The organism is Pseudomonas sp. GW823-FHT05G12 (assembly GCF_058795575.1).
The window spans coordinates 3,095,954-3,112,998 of record NZ_CM179501.1 but is presented as its reverse complement, the minus strand read 5'-3'; the positions used below and the strand labels follow the sequence as shown (position 1 = coordinate 3,112,998).

At 61.1% G+C, this 17,045-nt stretch carries 15 protein-coding genes; 12 read left to right on the top strand and 3 right to left on the bottom strand.

What is annotated here, in order from left to right; all coding sequences use genetic code 11:
• Window positions 1-76 precede the first annotated feature (76 nt).
• The 6 genes from AC3RCM_RS14095 (at window position 77) to AC3RCM_RS14070 (ending at window position 5,409) form a co-directional block, all read left to right on the top strand.
• Window positions 77-619 carry a helix-turn-helix domain-containing protein gene (locus AC3RCM_RS14095; protein WP_104887588.1) on the top strand — a complete coding sequence of 181 codons (543 nt, stop codon included), beginning with the start codon at window positions 77-79 and terminating at the stop codon, window positions 617-619.
• 251 nt (window positions 620-870) lie between these two features.
• A complete protein-coding gene (eppA, locus tag AC3RCM_RS14090) occupies window positions 871-1,047 on the top strand; it encodes an EPS-associated small membrane protein EppA (protein ID WP_004374238.1) in 177 nt (58 codons plus the stop codon).
• 264 nt (window positions 1,048-1,311) lie between these two features.
• Window positions 1,312-1,869, top strand: a complete 558-nt coding sequence (locus tag AC3RCM_RS14085; RefSeq protein WP_014591044.1) for a polysaccharide biosynthesis/export family protein — start codon at window positions 1,312-1,314, stop codon at window positions 1,867-1,869.
• A gap of 24 nt (window positions 1,870-1,893) precedes the next feature.
• On the top strand, window positions 1,894-3,009 hold the full coding sequence (locus AC3RCM_RS14080; protein ID WP_064492806.1) for a hypothetical protein: 1,116 nt from the start codon (window positions 1,894-1,896) through the stop codon (window positions 3,007-3,009).
• 19 nt (window positions 3,010-3,028) lie between these two features.
• Window positions 3,029-4,591 carry a GumC family protein gene (locus AC3RCM_RS14075; protein WP_492628957.1) on the top strand — a complete coding sequence of 521 codons (1,563 nt, stop codon included), beginning with the start codon at window positions 3,029-3,031 and terminating at the stop codon, window positions 4,589-4,591.
• 11 nt (window positions 4,592-4,602) lie between these two features.
• Window positions 4,603-5,409: a CpsD/CapB family tyrosine-protein kinase gene (locus tag AC3RCM_RS14070; RefSeq protein ID WP_004576287.1), complete on the top strand. Its 807-nt coding sequence runs from the start codon at window positions 4,603-4,605 to the stop codon at window positions 5,407-5,409.
• A gap of 62 nt (window positions 5,410-5,471) precedes the next feature.
• Here the strand turns inward: AC3RCM_RS14070 and galE are convergent, their stop codons facing one another.
• The 3 genes from galE to AC3RCM_RS14055 form a co-directional block, all read right to left on the bottom strand.
• Window positions 5,472-6,437 (bottom strand): UDP-glucose 4-epimerase GalE, encoded by a 966-nt coding sequence (galE, locus tag AC3RCM_RS14065; protein WP_064492804.1) that lies wholly within the window; start codon window positions 6,435-6,437, stop codon window positions 5,472-5,474.
• A 105-nt stretch (window positions 6,438-6,542) separates the two neighbouring features.
• Window positions 6,543-9,143: a glycoside hydrolase 5 family protein gene (locus AC3RCM_RS14060; protein WP_492628956.1), complete on the bottom strand. Its 2,601-nt coding sequence runs from the start codon at window positions 9,141-9,143 to the stop codon at window positions 6,543-6,545.
• A gap of 5 nt (window positions 9,144-9,148) precedes the next feature.
• Window positions 9,149-10,675, bottom strand: coding sequence for an O-antigen ligase family protein (locus AC3RCM_RS14055; protein ID WP_104961747.1), 1,527 nt, complete (start codon window positions 10,673-10,675; stop codon window positions 9,149-9,151).
• 95 nt (window positions 10,676-10,770) lie between these two features.
• Here AC3RCM_RS14055 and AC3RCM_RS14050 point away from each other — a divergent pair, with 95 nt between their 5' ends.
• The 6 genes from AC3RCM_RS14050 to AC3RCM_RS14025 all read left to right on the top strand — a co-directional run bounded on the left by AC3RCM_RS14050 (window position 10,771) and on the right by AC3RCM_RS14025 (window position 17,036).
• A complete protein-coding gene (locus AC3RCM_RS14050) occupies window positions 10,771-12,147 on the top strand; it encodes an oligosaccharide flippase family protein (RefSeq protein ID WP_492628955.1) in 1,377 nt (458 codons plus the stop codon).
• Between the two features lie 236 nt (window positions 12,148-12,383).
• Window positions 12,384-13,850, top strand: a complete 1,467-nt coding sequence (locus AC3RCM_RS14045; RefSeq protein ID WP_104961745.1) for a GMC oxidoreductase — start codon at window positions 12,384-12,386, stop codon at window positions 13,848-13,850.
• A gap of 103 nt (window positions 13,851-13,953) precedes the next feature.
• The gene (locus AC3RCM_RS14040) at window positions 13,954-14,562 is read left to right on the top strand and encodes an acyltransferase (protein ID WP_029615442.1); all 609 of its coding nucleotides are present in this window, start codon (window positions 13,954-13,956) and stop codon (window positions 14,560-14,562) included.
• 1 nt (window position 14,563) lies between these two features.
• Window positions 14,564-15,520: a glycosyltransferase family 2 protein gene (locus AC3RCM_RS14035; protein ID WP_054888345.1), complete on the top strand. Its 957-nt coding sequence runs from the start codon at window positions 14,564-14,566 to the stop codon at window positions 15,518-15,520.
• Window positions 15,521-15,528: 8 nt separating this feature from the next.
• Complete coding sequence (locus tag AC3RCM_RS14030) at window positions 15,529-16,053, top strand: serine O-acetyltransferase (protein ID WP_064492801.1); 525 nt, start codon at window positions 15,529-15,531, stop codon at window positions 16,051-16,053.
• 5 nt (window positions 16,054-16,058) lie between these two features.
• A complete protein-coding gene (locus AC3RCM_RS14025; protein ID WP_492628954.1) occupies window positions 16,059-17,036 on the top strand; it encodes a glycosyltransferase family 2 protein in 978 nt (325 codons plus the stop codon).
• The last annotated feature ends 9 nt before the right edge of the window (window positions 17,037-17,045 follow it).

Sequence of the window (17,045 nt, the reverse complement as noted above, 5' to 3'; positions counted from 1 at the left end):
TTCAAGGCCCCTGGAGGCTTGGCGTCAGCTTTCAGACGCGTATCATGGCTGCCTCAGCCTGGGAAACCCGCGTCACATGTCTATCCGATTGAAACTGCTGCGTAAGAAACTGGGGATGACCCTGGAAATGCTGGCCGACAAGACTGGCATGACCAAAAGCTACCTGTCCAAGGTCGAGCGCGGCCTCAACACGCCCTCGATCGCTGCGGCACTGAAACTGGCGAGGGCGCTGAACGTCAATGTCGAAGAGCTGTTCGCCGAAGAGCAGGCCGGGCAGAGCCGCTACAGCCTGGTGCGCCGTACCGAGCGCCAGGCCCTGGTTGGCGATGGGCAAGGGCCGGGGTACGCGGCCCTCACCAGTCAGGTTGGCCAGCGCAGCCTGCTGCCGTTTCTGATTCAGCCGCCGTCCGAGTTCAGCGACCCTACGTTCAAGGAACACCAGGGCGAAGAGTTCCTGTTTGTTCACACAGGCCAGGTGGAAGTGGATTTCATGAGTGAGCGGGTGTTGCTGGAGCAGGGCGACGCCCTGCATTTCAACGCCCAGACGCCGCACCGGCTGCGCTCGGTAGGTGTGACACCGGCGCAGTTACTGGTTGTTGTTCACCACGCAGACGAATGAAAGCGCAAGGGGGGCAACTATGCCCCCCACACGTTCTCAGGCGTGAAACGCCAGGTTCATCGCAACCGCCCTCCCTTGCATAATCTGCATGTCGTTTTTTTGACGAATACGCCCATTGCCCATTGAATTTTATTATGGTGTCGGATCATTGACGTAGTGTCATTGTGCCCATAAGCTCAAATCAAATACGAAACAACCCCCGCAGCACCGCATTAATAACTCATTGATTTTCCTGTTTTTAGGAGGGGAGTATGCGCACGACTCTGATAATCAAATCGATGTTCTTGCTGGTGATGCTAAGTGGTGCCGCCCGTGCGGCAGATTCGTATATAAATCAGAACAGTATCATTCCTGTTTCAACTGCTGGCTGGTTCTTTGCCTTTGCTGTAGTCGGTTTTGTTGCCGTTGCCAACCGCAGAAAGATCTGAACCGGCTGCCTTGTACCTGAAGTGACTGCTCCTTGCCGCGAAGCCACAGGCATGGCTTGTGAATTCTCCAACCGTTGCTATATTCCCAGTAGCCCGTAGGACCAACATTTACAAGGCGTTGCAGCCACGTCTGCAGCGTCAAGGCAAGGGCCTCCAGGAAGGTCGAGGCCATCGCGGCAGCAGTGCGCCGTGAAGCGGAGCGAGAGTTGGTGTGTTGTTCTCATTCAGTGCTCTTTGTCGGGCCATTTGGCCGGAGGGACCCTCATGGTGCGTTCAATGTTTGCCGCTTTCTGCATGCTGACGGTGTGGTCTGGCGCCGGTAACGCCGACCAGAGCAGTGCTGCCTACCTGCTCAGCCCCGGCGATGTGGTGATGGTATCGGTGTGGCAGGAAGACAGCCTGCGTCAAGAAGCCACCGTACTTCCCGATGGCAGTATCACCTTCCCCCTGGCCGGGCGCATTGATGTCGCCGGGCTGGACGTGACGGCAGTCGAAAAGCAGGTCGCTGCCAAACTCGAAAAATACCTCCCCGACCCTAACGTCAGCGTTGTCGTCAAAAGCATTGCCGGCAACATGGTCTATGTCCAAGGCAAAGTGATCAAACCCGGGCCCGTGCAAATGGCAGGCCCCACGGCGGTATTGCAGGCGCTGAGCATGTCGGGCGGCCTGGACAAGTTTGCAGATGAAAGCGAAATCAAGGTGGTCCGCGGCACCGGTGCTTCCCAAAAGATCCTGCCCGTGCGATATAAGGACCTGGTGTCTGGGCGGGACATGTCCACCAACATCCAACTTCAGGCTGGCGATACGCTGGTCGTTCCTTGATCTTGCCTTTAATAAGAACATTTAATGCCTCTTCTTAGAACAACTCGCATTGCAACGGCAATCTTGGTCTTGCCGTTCACGGACGCGGTACTGGCGGCAAATTGGCAGTCTACGGTGGTGGTACCGACATCCGTCGAATACGACAGCAACCCATTGCTGCTGACCTCGGGGGAAAAGGGCATAACGCGCACGATCATCGCGCCGGATTACACCCTGATCGGCACTTTTGACCGTGACGAATTGAGGTTGGGGCTTGGCATGCATGTGCTGCGCTCGTCCGATACGGATATCGTCGATGACCGTGAAGACCCTGATATCAGCCTGGGTTGGCAGCGCACCACCGAGCGGGGGCGGTTCGGCCTGGTGGGGCGCTACAACGAAAGCTCGACGCTGTCGGGCACAGTACTGGATACCGGGGTGATTACCACCGACGGTACGCAGAAGCTTTACACCTTGACTGGCAACTGGAGCCAGGCGGTGACCGAGCGCAGTACCTTGAGCAACGAAACCACCTACAGCCGTGCCCGTTACGACATCAGCACGCTGACGGGCTACGACGAACTGGCGAACGTCTTTACCTGGACTTACGCCTGGAGTGAGCGGGCTGACCTGTATACCCGTTTTGGTGCCCGGCGCTATGAGCCCGAAGAGGACCTTACCGCGACCGCTTCCAACAGCTACAGCCCGGCAGTCGGCATCAAATACCAGCTTGCCGAAGGCTTGAGCGCCGATGCCCATGTTGGCGTCAACCAAGTGTCAGGCGACGACGGCGGCCGGCGCGGGGAGGGTGGGGTTGCGTTGCTGTACACCGGCACGCGTGCCGATGCCAGCCTTACCGCCGAGCGCAGCACGGTGGCGAGCGCCGAAGGCGGCTTCGCCGAACTGGACCAGGTGCGTGGTGTGTGGAGCTATGCGCTGACCGAGTTGTCCCGGGTGGGCGCCGACGCCGCGTGGCAAGACAGCAAAGGGCAGTCGCCCAACACGCTGCAGACTTACAGCGTATGGGCCAGCCGCCAGTTTTCGCCTTACTGGGACCTGCGCCTGTCGCTGATGTACAAGGAACGGCAGCAGGACCATGTACCGGATGCGACCGCTACGATCGTTGGTTTGACGTTGACGTACAGGTACCCCGACATCTGAACTTCAGGCAGGTGGCCCTATGAAGTCTGACTACGAGCTCTCCCTCAGAGATTACATCGCCATTATCAAGGACAGGGCCCTGGTGTTAGGGGTGAGTGCCGCAGTCATTCTCGCCGCGACCGTGGCCGTCGCGTTGATGGTGCCGCCGATCTACCAGTCGACCGGCACCATTCTGGTAGAGTCGCAGCAGATTTCGCCTGAGCTGGTGTCGACCAACAACACCAGCTTTGCCGATGAGCGCATCGAAGTGATCCGCCAACGGGTGATGACCCGTGACAACCTGCTGCGCATCATCGGCAAGTACGACCTCTTCGCCGACAAGCGCTTCAGCGAAAGCGACAAGATCGACCAGATGCGCAACGCGATCGTGGTCGAAACCCTGACCACCTACGTGCGCGGTCGTGGTGAAGCGACCGTGGCGTTCAATGTCTCGTTCGAGCACAAGCAGGCACAAGTGGCCAAGGAAGTCGCCGATGAACTGGTGACGCTGTTCCTCAACGAAAACCTCAAGCAGCGCACCGAGCGGGCCAACGAAACCACCGAATTCCTCACCCAGGAAGCCAACAAGCTGGGTGCCGAGCTGGCCAGCCTGGAAAACCAGCTGGCCGATTTCAAGCAGGCCCATGCCAATGCCTTGCCCGAGCACCAGACCCTGCGCATGAACATGCTGTCGCGGGCGGAGCTGGAATTCCGTGAGGTCGACCGTGACTACAAGGCTGCCCAGGAAGAGCTGCGCTACCTGGAACTGGAGCTGTCTGCGGCCAATGCCGGCCTTGCCACCAAGGTTGCCGAGGGCACCCGGCCAACCCGTGCCGACCTGCCCGAAGACCTGCCAAGCCTGAAAGCCGAATACGCGCAACTGCTGACCCGCTACAAGGACGCCCACCCGGATGTCGTGGCGGTCAAGCGCAAGATCCAGGCGCTCGAAGCCAGTGGTGGTCGCACTGCGGCAGTGTCCACGGTCAGCCTCGACGCGGCCCGTGTCCGCGCCAAGATGAGCGCCGCCCAGGTGCGTATTGCCTCGCTGGCTGAACAAAAGCGTGAGCTGACCCGGAAAATGGAAGGCTACGAAGCCGAGATCCTCGAGGCGCCGCAGGTCGAGCGTGGCCTGGTGACCTTGATGCGTGACCACGACAACGCGCGCAAGAAATACGAAGAGATTCGTGCCAAGGAAATGGGCGCAAAGATTACCGAAAGCCTGGAGCAGGAGAACAAGGCTGAACGCTTTGTGCTGCTGGAGCCTCCCCTGATGCCTGAGAAGCCGATCAAGCCTAACCGCAAGAAAATCGCTGCGCTGGGCCTGGTGCTGGCACCGGCCGGTGGCGGTGCGCTGGTGATGCTGCTGGAAATGCTCAATCAGCGCGTGCGTGGCGTTGGCGCCCTGGAAAGCCTGCTGGGCAAACGGGTGCTGGTGGCACTGCCCTATATCGATACCCGGGCCGACGTGGCCCGACGCAAGCGCTGGCGCAATCGACTGATCCTGGCGGCACTGGCGCTGGCAGCTATCATGATAGGGCTGGTGCACGTGTTCTACATGCCACTGGATGTGCTGTTGTACAAAGTCATGTCTCGGTTTGTATAGGGAAAGCAGTGATGGACAGGATCAAGCCGGCTGTTGGCAACAATATTCATCAGGTTACCCCAGGTACTCCCCAGGCACTGTCTCCCGCCCCCGGTACGGCGCTGGCCGAAGTGCCGGGTCAGTTCGATTACGTGAACACCAAGGTGGTACCGCTGCGTGCAGACCACCTGGAGCGTAACCGCATCGTGGCGTACAACAAGAACTCCAACATGAACGGGCCGATCGACCTGTTGCGTACGCAGGTGCTCAGGGCCATGGACGAGAACGGCTGGCGTACCTTGGCCATCACCTCGCCAACGCCGGAAGCGGGCAAGACCATGCTGGCGATCAACCTGGCCATGAGTATTGCCCACCACACCACCAAGACTGCGTTACTGGTGGACTTCGACCTGCGCCGGCCCAAGGTCGGCAGTTACCTGGGCCTGCCCATGGAGCAGGCACTGAACGAGTTTCTGACGGACAAGGCCGAGTTGCAGGACTGCCTGGTCAACCCCACCTTGCCGCGCTTCGTGGTGCTGCCAACGCGGGTACCCGTGCCCCTGTCGACCGAGATGCTGTCCTCGCCCAAGGTGAACAACCTGATTGGCGATTTGCGCAACCGCTACGAATCGCGCATCTGCATTTTCGATTTGCCACCGCTGCTCAGCTCGGACGATGCGATCACCGTGTTGCCCAAGTTCGACTGCGTGTTGCTGGTGGTGGCCAACGGAATGAACAACAAGAAGGAAATCGAGGATTGCCTGCATCACCTGGGCACGGTGAACCTGATCGGGACAGTGTTGAACAAGGCTGACGAACAGCCACGCACCTATTACTGAGCCTTCTGGCAATACGCTTTCAGGCGCAGCCTTGTGCTGCGCCTGAAGGCAACGCGGGCAACTTAGCGCTTCCAGGGATACTGCAACTCCCACTGCCACGCATGCCGCACAATCTGCTCCAGCGAGGCGAATGCCGGGCGCCAGCCCAGCACCTGCATGGCTTTGCTCGCATCCGCCACCAGCCGTGGCGGGTCGCCGGCGCGGCGCGGTGCGTCAAGGGCAGTGATCTGTCGCCCGGTCACGGCCCGGGCCGTATCGATCACCTGCTGCACCGAAAAGCCCAGGCCATTGCCCAGGTTGAACGCGGCACGCTCGCCACCGTCCAGTAGATAATCCACAGCCAGTGCATGGGCCGCCGCCAGGTCTGCCACATGCACGTAGTCGCGTATGCAGGTGCCATCCGGCGTGTCGTAGTCGCGACCAAACACTGTCACCGCCTCGCGCCGGCCAGATGCAGCCTGCAGGATCAACGGGATCAGATGGGTTTCCGGCTCGTGACGCTCGCCTAGCTGGCCTTCCGGGTCAGCGCCCGCTGCATTGAAATAGCGCAGGCTTACCGACTTCAAACCATAGGCCCGGTCGAAGTCCTCAAGAATCTGCTCGACCATCCATTTGCTCAACCCATACGGGTTGATCGGCCCCTTGGTGTGCGCTTCATCGATCGGCACGTACTGCGGGTTGCCGTATACGGCGGCACTCGAAGAAAACACCAGGTGCCGGATGCCGGCATTGACCATGGCCTGCAGCAGGGAAAGGGTGGCTGCAACATTGTTCTGGTAGTACTTGCCTGGGGCACTGACCGACTCGCCCACTTGAATGAACGAGGCGAAGTGGAACACCGCATCGAAGCGGCACACGCCAAACAGCACATCCAGTGCGGCTTCGTCGGCGATGTCGAGCTTGGCCCACTGGATACCGGGGCCAGGTGAGACCAGGTCCGCCACCAGCACTTCATGGCCGGCGTCGAGCAGGTGCTTGACCATGTGCGAACCAATGTAGCCCGCACCACCCACAACCAGATATTTCATCCCTACCTCCTGGAATCTGCTGTTTACAGACGCAGTGAACACTCCCTGACACGTGCAGGTGGGATGATCAGCTACAGGTGACCTGAGCGTAGATGGCCATATGCTCTATTTCAAGAATAGCCAGTTGGACATGTAGGTACCGTCGAAGGTAATGGTGTATTGCCCATCCTTGTAGGCCACCGGCAGCGGTTTCAGCTGCTCCCGTGCATCGCGGGCGAACAGTTTCAGGCCGGCGGGTGCCTTGATGTCCAGGCGGCCTTCAAGGGGCTCGACATTGAACGGCGTCTTGTCATCGGCCTTGGGCATGGCACGGGTGCCCAGAGACAGCAGAAGCTCGCGCGACTGGCCCAGTGGCTTGCCGTCCAGGCTCTGGACCACGACGCTGGCGTAAGGCGTTTTCGCTTGTACCTGAATGGCACCCAGGTTGACCGGGCGGCCGCCCAGCCAGCCGCTGGCGGCCTGGGTCAGTGGCGTGTCGATGGTGTAGATGCCTTGTTGCCAGTTGCGCCTGAGTTCGCCTGTGTCGGTCACCGACTCGGTGGCATCGGCGGCCAGCAGCGCTTGCCCCGGGTCGTGCAGCACCTGCGCGTCTGCCGGGATGGGCGCGGGTTTGAGCCAAGGCAATTCCGGCGTGTGTGGCAGGGCGATCTGCAACTGGCCCTTTTCCATGGCTGTGCGCAGCAGCGGTGAGTTACGCGGGGTGATTTCCTGGTTGTACAGGGTGGCAGGTGTCGGTGCGAACACGTAGCGAGTGGTGGCGGGTTTCACGTCCGCACGGCGATAGAGCAGGGCAGCGGCGGGCAGGGTGGCGATCATCGCCGGGTCGTTGTACGCGTGCCAGTTGTCCGCCGTGCGCCAACCGGGGTTGAACGCCTGTTGGCTGTAGGCGTATTGCAGCATGGCGTCCCAGCCTTGGTGGCTGGCGGTGCCAGCGATGTAAATCGGCAGCGAGTGGCGGTCAGGCAGCGGGAAGGGCTCGGCGTTCCACTCGGTGACGGTCAGCGGTTTGCCGACGACCTGGGCGGCAGCAATCCAGTCGATCATGCCGTCGCTGGTCAGCGGGTTCTTCTCCAGTTGGCCTGTGTCGCCGTAGCTGTGGGCGTCGATGACATCACCAACGCTCAGTGCCGGCAGTGCGCTAAGCCCATTGCCGCCCCAGGTGCTGGTGGTAGCAATGGGGACTTTCACGCCCACGCTGCGCAAGTGGGCGATCATGTCGGCATTGAAGCGTTGTTCCAGCTCGTTGAGCAACAGCTTCGACGGCCCATGCTCCCAGGCACGCCAGGTCAGGTCGGCGGGCAGGTCAAACTGTTTGGCAAAGGCCTTGGCCGCCGTCATGTAGCGCGCGCTGTGGCGGGGTACATCCTTGTTCGGCATCAGGGCGTTGCCGTAATGCTGGGTCAGGTCATTCTCGTTGGTGATCAGCACGGCGGCGATGGCCGGGTCGTCCTTGTAGGCCAGGCCCGTGTACTCGTTCACATGGGTCAGGTACTGCTCGGCGAAGCGTTTCATCGCTTGCCGGATACTGTCATTCACGTAGGCGTAACCTTTCAGGTCGACGCGACCGTCCTGCTCGGGCAGCTCCTTGAAGTCTTCGATGTGGTCGTTGGCGGTAAACGCACGCTGCACATGCATGTCCAGCCAGATGTAGATGCCTTCGTCCTTGAGTGACTTGATCCACAGGTCGAGCTTGCGCAGCGATTCGGCGCTGAGCTGCTGGGTATCGCGCACCAAGGTGCCGTCGCCAAAGACGTTGGGGCTGACCCAGGGCGAGTCGTGGTGATGCAGGCGCACCAGGTTGAAACCCAGTGCCGAAAGGCGTTTGGCTTGTTGGCGGATTTCGTCGTCGGGGCTTTTGAACAGCGAGTAGGCCGACAGGTTGGTGCCCCAGAAGCGTACCGGGGTGTTGTCGGCGAACATCAACTGGTCGCCGACCGCCTTGACGAAGCCACGCTTGCCGGCGGGTTTTTCCGCTGCGTTGAGGAACGACAGGTCCACCGGCGAGGTGCGCCAGTCCAGCTGGTCATCAGGCCAGGTGGCGGGGTCTGCCAGGCCGAAGCGCTCGCTGGGTGTCGGGCCGAGTTCGATGTCGCCGGTCACGTTGAGCACGGCCTTGAGCTGCTGGCGGCCGGCGCTGATCGGGTCCTTGTAGAGGAATGCGCGCAGCTCGGACGGGTTGCCACGCTCGAAATAGACCTTGGCCAGTGGCGGGTCGAAGCGCATTTCGATGCGTCGCCCTTGGTCAGCCTTGCCCCACGTCCAGCCGCGGTTGTCGGGCAACAATTGCGGGGCACCCATGTCGCCGGCGATTTGCGCCGGGTCGAACTGGAACACCAGGCCGCCACCCATGACACCGCTCTGGCGGCTGTGGGCGTCGAGGTCGAAGGCCCAGCTCAGGGTTTGCGCCTGTTCCTTACGGATGTCAGCCTGCAGGTCGAAGTCCAGTTCCTTGTTCTTCCCCCGCAGCGTGTAGTGATAAGGGCCATTGACCTTGAAGTCGGTATAGAAACCGGTCCAGCTCCAGTTGGCAGCCCAGAAATCGAATTTGGCCTTCATGACCGGTCCACCGCCGTGTGTCACGGTAGGCAAGCCATTTTGCTCATCGACACTGACCTGCCAGTCTGAAGCCCAGCTGGCCAGCGGCAGCAGGGCCAGGCCGGCAATGGCCGAAAGGCGCACGTAATGACGCAGGGACAGCCTATTCATGAACATTACCTGGGTTGTAGGTCGGGTTCTGCCAGTTCCACGGCCGGGCTGTTGTGCAGCCGGCGAACCATCTGGATGTAGGCCACGCCCAGGCCAGCGATAGACCAGTACACCACCGGGATGAAGGTGATGCTGCTGACCGTGAAGATGATGACCAGAATGCCGATCAGCGTTGCCAGCAACACCCGGCCGAGCTGTCGTCGCTCGTCGTCCTTGTCGGCAAAGCTGAGCATGGCCTTGCGGATACCCCGCAGCACGACGGCAAAGAACGCCAGGAACAGGCCTAGCCCGACCAGGCCGACCCGCAACGCCAGGTTGATGTAGGTGTTGACGATGTCGATGATGCCGTCGCCCTGGATCATCGCCTGCATTTCGGGTGTGTTGCGGAAGTCGAAGGAGCCGAACAACGGGTTGCGCTGGATGACGATCCACGAGTTGTCCATCAGCCGCTCGCGGTAGGTGATGTTCTCTTTCTCGAGGTTACCGATGAACGGCAGCAGGTCCAGCACCTTTTCGCCCCCAGGCACGACGGTCAGCAAGGGCAACGCCAGCATGCCAGCCGCACCCAGCAGCGCCAGGCGCTTGACGGCGCCTTTGCCCAGGGCGATGAATACCACCACGATGACCACCGCGCCGATCCATGGGCCACGCGACAATGGCGCGAACAGCCCGGCGGCCAGCAGCAGGGCGCCCATGGCCCTGTGCAGCGGGCGTTGCACATAGCCCTGCACGAACAGGAACAGGCCGATGGCCACGCTCATCACGTAACCCAGTGCAATCGCCTGGCCGGTGGTGACGCTTGCCCGCAGTGCACCACCCCGGCTCAGGTAGCCGGACATGCTCCATGGCACGCCCATGGCGTCGACCAGGGCGCTGTACAACAGCCAGTGGCGCACATACTCGGCCACAGCGATCAGCGCCATGACAAAAGAGGCGAGCACGAAGGCCAGCAGGGTGTCCTTGAAGTCGCTGATCTGGCGCAGGCCACGGCTGGCCACGTAATACGGCAGGAGAACGTCGACATACAGGTACAGCGCCTGGCGCAGCGTGTCGGTAAGGGTGGTTTCGCGCAAATAGAGCACGCTCATCAGCAGCAGGCCGGCCGCCAGCAGTTTATCGGCCCAGGTGCGGCCAAAGCGCAAAGTGTCACTTTGGCGGCGCAGGTGCAGCGCGGCCGGCAGCAGCACGCACAGGGTCAGCAGGCGAATATGGTTCAGGTCGACCAGGTAATTGACCACGCCAAACCCGGGCACCTGCACCGACGCTGGCGGGATCAGGAACAGCAGCATGTAGAACAGCGCCATGGGGTTGTGCTCCCGGCGCCCGGCCAGCAACAGGACGACCGCGCCCACCCCCAGGTACAGCCAGAAGCTGTGGGAGAAAAAAGCCAGCAGGGTCAGCAGGAACCACAGATTGCGCCGGCGCTTGTAGTCGCTGAGCGGAATCAGGTCGGTGGCAGGCCGCCGGGCCATCAGGAAGACCACGCTCGCCAGAAACAGGATGACGATCAACGCACGAAAATGTTCAGGCATCGGCTATGTACACCTTTCCCTTGGTGGGCAACGGCTAGCATCGTGGCTAATTGAAACTATAGTGACTTTTAGCCAATCAGTCAGAGATTGAAGTCATGCCGTCGATTGATGTGTCAGCCGCCGCGAGCCTGCGCAAGCGGGCCCTGAGGGCCGGGTCTTGGAACCTGGTCTCGCAGGTGGCTTCACAGGTGATGCGCCTGGGCGGCAATCTGATCATGGCCCGCTTGCTGCTGCCGGAAATGTTCGGGGTGATGGTCATTGCCACCACTGTTTCGATACTGCTGCATTTGCTTTCCGATGTCGGCCTGCGCCAGAACATCATTCAGAGCCACCGCGGAGACGACCCGGACTTTCTCAATACCGCCTGGACCGTGCAGATCATCCGCGGTTTCCTGCTGTTTGCCCTTACCCTGCTGCTGGCCCTGGGGGCTTGGTTGGCCCAACTGGCTGAGCTGTGGCCGGCCGACTCGACCTATGCCGCACCCGTCCTGCCGATGGTGCTGGCGGTCACCGGCCTGTCGGCGGCCATCTGGGGTTTCCAGTCCACCAAGATAGATGTGGCGGTACGCACTTTCCAACAAAAGCGCGTGGTGCTGGTCGACCTTGCCTCGCAGGTGGCCGGCCTGGTGGTGATGCTGGTGCTGGGCTTGCTGACCCATTCGATCTGGGCGCTGGTGTTATCAGGCCTGGTTTCTGCGGTCGTCTGGACCGTGCTGGGGCATACCGCCCTGGAGGGGCCCAACAACTACCTGCGCTGGGACCGTTCGGCGCTGACCGAGTTGATCGTGTTTGGCCGCTGGATCCTGTTGTCGTCGATGGTCGGCGTGCTGGCCATGTACGGCGACCGCATGTGGTTTGGTGCCAGCATGTCGGCGGCGCAACTGGGTGTGTATTCGATCGCCGTGCTGATCCTGGGTGCGGTGCAGACCGCGCTCATGAAAATTGTCGGCGCGGTGGCGCTGCCTGCTTTCAGCGAAGCGGCCCGGGCCGACGACAAGCCGCGCCTGAAAGCGCTGTATTTCCGCTTTCGGCTGCTGGTCGACCTGCTGGTGCTGTTCATTTGTGGCGGTTTCCTGACCGCCAGCCCGCTGCTGATCGGCTGGATGTATGACGATCGCTACCGCGAGGCAGGGCCGATGCTGGCGATTCTCTCGCTATCGTTCATCGTATTGCGCTATACCTTGGCTCATCAGGTGTGGATTGCCTTGGGCCTGACCAAGTACCAGGCCATGGACAACATCATCCGCCTGGTCTCGTTATGGGGGCTGTTGCCGCTGTTACTGGCGATTGGCGGGGTGGAGTGGGCTATCTGGGGGGTTGCCCTGCATGCTGTGCCAACGCTGGTGCTGGTTGTGTATGTGAACTGCAAACTGGATATCTTCAGCCTCAAACGTGAACTGGTGGTACTGCCGATGTTGCTGGTCGGGGCGCTGTGCGGGGCACTGTTGACGGCCTTTTTCAACTGGCTGTAGCGCAGTTTGCCGGGTGTAACTTTCATGGCTACAGGTCACGGGAACATGGGGAAGCTCACTTTTTGTACTGCGCAATTGGGTCGTAGAGGCTTTCTCCAGAGCTGTGTCTTGCTCGGCGCGGGGGGCGCGGTGTTCGGCGCCTCGGCGGCCGTTGCGGGCAAGACGGTCGAAAAGCCCGGGTTCGTGGTAATCAACGGTTGGGTATTGCCGTCCCGCTACTTCCGGAACGCGTCAGCATGATCAAGGACTTTGAGCAGCAGAAGGTGCTGCGCGATCACTATGATTTCTGCATCATCGGGGCCGGCCCGGCGGGTATAACCCTGGGCTTGCGCCTGGCAGCCGCCGGCTGGAGCGTAATGATCGCCGAAGGCGGGGGGCGCGAATATGCGCCGCACTCGCAAGACTTGTACGCGTGCTCATCCACCGGCCTGGAACTGTATGCCGAGGAAACCCGCCTGCGCTACCTGGGTGGCACTTCCAATCACTGGGCTGGCCGGTGCCGACCATTCACCCCTTCGGATTTTGCCGTCGCCCCGCCAGGCGTCTTGCCGGGCTGGCCAATTCCCTACTCGGAGATCGAAGGCTTTCTGCCGGCAGCCATGGAGATCGTCGATCTGGCGCCTGGCTCGGATTTTCGTGCGATGAATGCCGGTCTCAATGGCGGTGACTTCGAGGCGGACCGTTTTCTGCTCAGCACGCCGACACGTTTTGCGCAGAAGTACGCTACAGCACTGGAGCAGACCCCAGGCCTGGATGTGTTCATCAACTGTAATTGCGTTGACCTGGAGTTCGACAAGGCTTCCGGCCACCTGGCTGCGGTGGTTTTGTCTGACTATGAGTGCAATCGTCAACGCCTGGTGGCTGGAAATTTCATTCTGGCCACAGGGGCCATCGAGAATGCCCGGCAGTTGCTGAACAGCGAGACCCTGGTGGCCGCAGGCGTGGTGAGCAAGGAAGGGCTGGTCGGCGGGTGTTTCATGGAACACCTGAATATCGAAATGGGCACTTTCATCCTCAAGTCCGGGCAGGACCCAGAGCCGCGCCAGTACTACACCACCGATGCTTTCGTCGACGAGTACAAGGCCGGTAAAGGTAATGTCACCGCCTCCTTGCTGGCCGATGTGCAAACCTATGGCCGCACTGCCGAGGTGAAGTATTTTCTCGAGAGCCTGGCCTGCGACATGGGGTTTGCCAGCAAGGTCGCCTTCGTCGCCAAGTTCAGCTGCCCTGGTGACGGCGTGATCGGCACCATGATCGAGCAGTTTCCCAACCTGCACAGCCGCATTTCGCTGCTGGACAAGAAGGATGCGCTGGGCGTGGCCAAGGTCAATGTCAATTGGGTGCTTAGCGCCGAAGACCGGCACACCATCAAGTGCATTGGCAGCGAACTGGCCAAGCAGTTCGCCGACATGGACCTGGGGTTCGTCAAGCTCAACGATTTCGTTTACGACACCTCGATACCGCTGAGAATGGCACCCCATGCCCATCACATGGGCACCACGCGCATGGCCGCCTCGCCGCAGTTCGGTGTGGTCGATGCCAATTGCAAGGTGTTCGGTACCGAAAACCTGTATGTCGCCGGCAGCAGCATTTTTGCCAAGGGCGGCGCCTCCAACCCGACCATGCCGCTGTTGCAATTTGCCTTGCGGCTGGCCGACCACCTCGATAACAAGATGAAAGCGGCCAGCGGCGCCGCGGCGTGATGAAGGTTGTACACGGGTGAGTGCGATGCGGTCAGCACCTAGAAGAACGAGACCGGAACGCCTCAGGAGACTCCAGATTGTTCAGATCGCGAGGCCAGGCAGTATGAAAGGATGGATACGCAAGGCAGTGGCGCGCTACGCCCATGCAACCGGGCGAGGTGGCAAATTCTACAGGAGGTTCTGCAACCCATCTGGTCTTGAATGGGGGGCCTATCTGGCCCGATGGGGCAACTTTCATTCGGTCGGCAGCAATTTCTACGTCAATACAGGCTGCAAGTTTCTCGACCCGTCGCTGGTACGTATCGGTAACAGCGTGGGCTTGTCCGACTGCACGTTGATCGGTCATGACGGGGTGGTATTGCTGATCGAGCATCGCTTTGGCAAGCACCTGGATTCGGTCGGTTTCATCGACATCAAGGACAACTGCTTCATCGGCCATGGTGCGATCGTGATGCCGCGCGTGACCATCGGGCCCGAATCCATCGTGGCGGCAGGGGCGGTGGTGACCAAGGACGTGCCGCCAGGCACCGTCTATGGTGGCAACCCTGCCGAGTTCATTTGTACCACCGAACAGTTGATCAAGCGGGTCGAGGCACGTTGCGAAGCCTACCCATGGATCGATCTGGTGAAGCAGCGCAACGGTGCCTACGACCCGGAAGTGGAACCGTTACTGATGGCGCAAAGACGTCAGTATTTCTTCGGGGACAGCTGAAATGGCTAGCAAACCTGTGGATGTCATGGTGGTCAACTTCAATACCGCTGGACTGTTGCAGCCGATGTTCGATGCGCTGCGCCGGGCCGACAGCGAGCGCCTGGCCAGTTACCTGGTGGTCGACAATGCCTCGCGCGATGACTCGGTGCAGCGCATGGCCCAGGTGTGCCCCGAGGCACTGCTGCTGAGCAACAAGCAGAACGTGGGTTTCGGCCGGGCCAACAACCAGTTGTTGGCGCACCTCAAGGGCAAGTACGCCTTGCTGCTCAATACCGATGCCTTCGTTGCCGCCGACTCGCTGCAAAAAACGCTCGACTACATGGACGCCCACCCGGAGTGCGGCGTACTGGGGGTGCGCCTGGAGGGTCGCGATGGCGACCTGCAGCCCAGTTGTCGCTACTTCCCCACGCCGCTCAATGTGTTCGTCGGGCGTACCGGGTTGGGGCGGTTCTTCCCAGGGCTGAAGATGGTCGACGACATGAACTGGGACCACGCTTCGGTGCGCGAGTGTGACTGGTTGCCCGGCTGCTTCTACCTGGTGCGCCGCGAAGTACTCGACAAGGTGGGTTTGTTCGACCCGCGCTACTTCCTTTATTACGAAGAGGTGGACCACTGCAAGCGGGTGAAGGAAGCGGGCTGGAAAGTGGTGTTCTACCCGCATACCACGGTGGTGCACATCGGTGGCGAAAGCTCCAAGTCGGTGGCGGAGCTGGAGGCCGCCAGCCGGCAGATCTCGTCCTATCAGATCGAAAGCGAGTTGCTGTACTTCCGCAAGCATCATGGGGTGGCGGGGCTTGCCCTGCACATGCTGCTGGTCACGCTGGGCGACCTGGTGCTGGCACTCAAGGCGCTGTTGAAACGACGCGGCTGGGGCGCCATTCAGGCCTGCTGGCGTCATTGCCGGGCAACCTGGTCTTTGCTGTTCAAGACCCGGTACGCCAGCCAACCGACAAGGTAGGTGGAGCCATGTTCGATAATATTCGCGCCGACCTGCGGGCCCATGGCGGGGACTGGGGCGCCCAGGGCTTCTGGGTATTGCTGGTGTACCGCTTTGGCCGCTGGCGTTATACGCTGCGCCCGGCACTGCTGCGCAAACTGTGCTCGCTCATCTACAAGGTGCTGTTCAAATTCGTCCAGATCATCACCGGTATCGAACTGCCGTGCGAGGTGGTGATCGGGCGCAACTTCGTCATCGATCATTTTGGCGGCATCGTTGTCAGCGGCTATGCCCGCTTCGGCGATGACTGCCGTATCCGCAACGGCGTGGTGGTGGGCCTGAAGAATGTCGACGAGCCGATTGCCCCGGTGTTCGGTAACAACGTCGACATCGGCACCGGGGCCAAGGTGCTGGGCAGTATTCGCATCGGCAACAACGTGATCATCGGCGCCAATGCCGTCGTGCTGGTAGATGTGCCTGACAATTCACTGGCAGTGGGGGTGCCGGCCATCATCAAGGCCCGGCAACCGGCCGCCACGGCATCGGTCGAGTGAGGCCTATGGCAACGGTGATCGGCGTGGTGGTGATCGGCCGCAATGAAGGCCTGCGTCTCGAGCGCTGCCTTGTTTCGCTGGCGCAGGGGGCGGACAAGGTCATGTACGTCGACTCGGGATCCACCGATGGCTCGCTGCAGCTGGCCGCCAACCTTGGCGTGGACGTGCTGGCGCTGGACATGAGTATCCCGTTTACCGCTGCACGCGCCCGCAATGAAGGCTTTGCCGCCTTGCAGCGCCTGTTGCCATCGATGCAACTGGTACAGTTCGTCGATGGTGACTGCGAGGTGAATGCCACCTGGCTGGCCACGGCGCAGGCTTTTCTTGAGCAGCACCCCGCCGTGGCAGTGGTGTGTGGTCGCCGGCGTGAGCGCTTCCCGCAGCGCTCGGTGTACAACTTGCTGTGCGACCTGGAGTGGGATACCCCGGTCGGTGAGGCCAAGGCTTGTGGCGGCGATGCGCTGATGCGGGCAGACGCCTTTGCTGCCGTGGGGGGCTTCCGTCCTGACCTGATTGCCGGAGAAGAGCCTGAACTGTGTGTGCGTTTGCGGGCCAACGGCTGGAAAATCTGGCGACTGGCTGCCGAGATGACCCTGCACGATGCCGGCATGACGCGTTTCAGCCAATGGTGGCGGCGTAGCCTGCGCGCTGGGCATGCCTATGCCGAGGGCGCCTACCTGCATGGCCAGCCACCCGAGCGGCATTGGCTGCGTGAGTCACGTCGGGCCTGGTTGTGGGGCCTGGGCATACCTTTGGTGATCGCGCTGGCCTGCCTGCTGCTGGGCGGCTGGGGCCTGCTCTTGCTGTTGATCTACCCACTGCAGGCGGTGCGCCTGGCGCGCCGCGGCGGCAAGTGGACGCGCGAGAACTGGCTGCAGGCCGTGTTCCTGGTGTTGGGCAAGTTCCCGGAAATGCTCGGCCAACTGAAGTTCCTGCGCCACCGCCTTGCGGCTGGCAAATCGGCTTTGATCGAGTACAAGTGAGAGAAACCC

Coding starts and splice junctions, on each gene's coding strand:
- AC3RCM_RS14095 (WP_104887588.1), top strand. CDS start 77: ATGTCTATCCGATTGAAACTGCTGCGTAAGAAACTGGGGATGACCCTG.
- eppA (WP_004374238.1), top strand. CDS start 871: ATGCGCACGACTCTGATAATCAAATCGATGTTCTTGCTGGTGATGCTA.
- AC3RCM_RS14085 (WP_014591044.1), top strand. CDS start 1,312: ATGGTGCGTTCAATGTTTGCCGCTTTCTGCATGCTGACGGTGTGGTCT.
- AC3RCM_RS14080 (WP_064492806.1), top strand. CDS start 1,894: ATGCCTCTTCTTAGAACAACTCGCATTGCAACGGCAATCTTGGTCTTG.
- AC3RCM_RS14075 (WP_492628957.1), top strand. CDS start 3,029: ATGAAGTCTGACTACGAGCTCTCCCTCAGAGATTACATCGCCATTATC.
- AC3RCM_RS14070 (WP_004576287.1), top strand. CDS start 4,603: ATGGACAGGATCAAGCCGGCTGTTGGCAACAATATTCATCAGGTTACC.
- galE (WP_064492804.1), bottom strand. CDS start 6,437: ATGAAATATCTGGTTGTGGGTGGTGCGGGCTACATTGGTTCGCACATG.
- AC3RCM_RS14060 (WP_492628956.1), bottom strand. CDS start 9,143: ATGAATAGGCTGTCCCTGCGTCATTACGTGCGCCTTTCGGCCATTGCC.
- AC3RCM_RS14055 (WP_104961747.1), bottom strand. CDS start 10,675: ATGCCTGAACATTTTCGTGCGTTGATCGTCATCCTGTTTCTGGCGAGC.
- AC3RCM_RS14050 (WP_492628955.1), top strand. CDS start 10,771: ATGCCGTCGATTGATGTGTCAGCCGCCGCGAGCCTGCGCAAGCGGGCC.
- AC3RCM_RS14045 (WP_104961745.1), top strand. CDS start 12,384: ATGATCAAGGACTTTGAGCAGCAGAAGGTGCTGCGCGATCACTATGAT.
- AC3RCM_RS14040 (WP_029615442.1), top strand. CDS start 13,954: ATGAAAGGATGGATACGCAAGGCAGTGGCGCGCTACGCCCATGCAACC.
- AC3RCM_RS14035 (WP_054888345.1), top strand. CDS start 14,564: ATGGCTAGCAAACCTGTGGATGTCATGGTGGTCAACTTCAATACCGCT.
- AC3RCM_RS14030 (WP_064492801.1), top strand. CDS start 15,529: ATGTTCGATAATATTCGCGCCGACCTGCGGGCCCATGGCGGGGACTGG.
- AC3RCM_RS14025 (WP_492628954.1), top strand. CDS start 16,059: ATGGCAACGGTGATCGGCGTGGTGGTGATCGGCCGCAATGAAGGCCTG.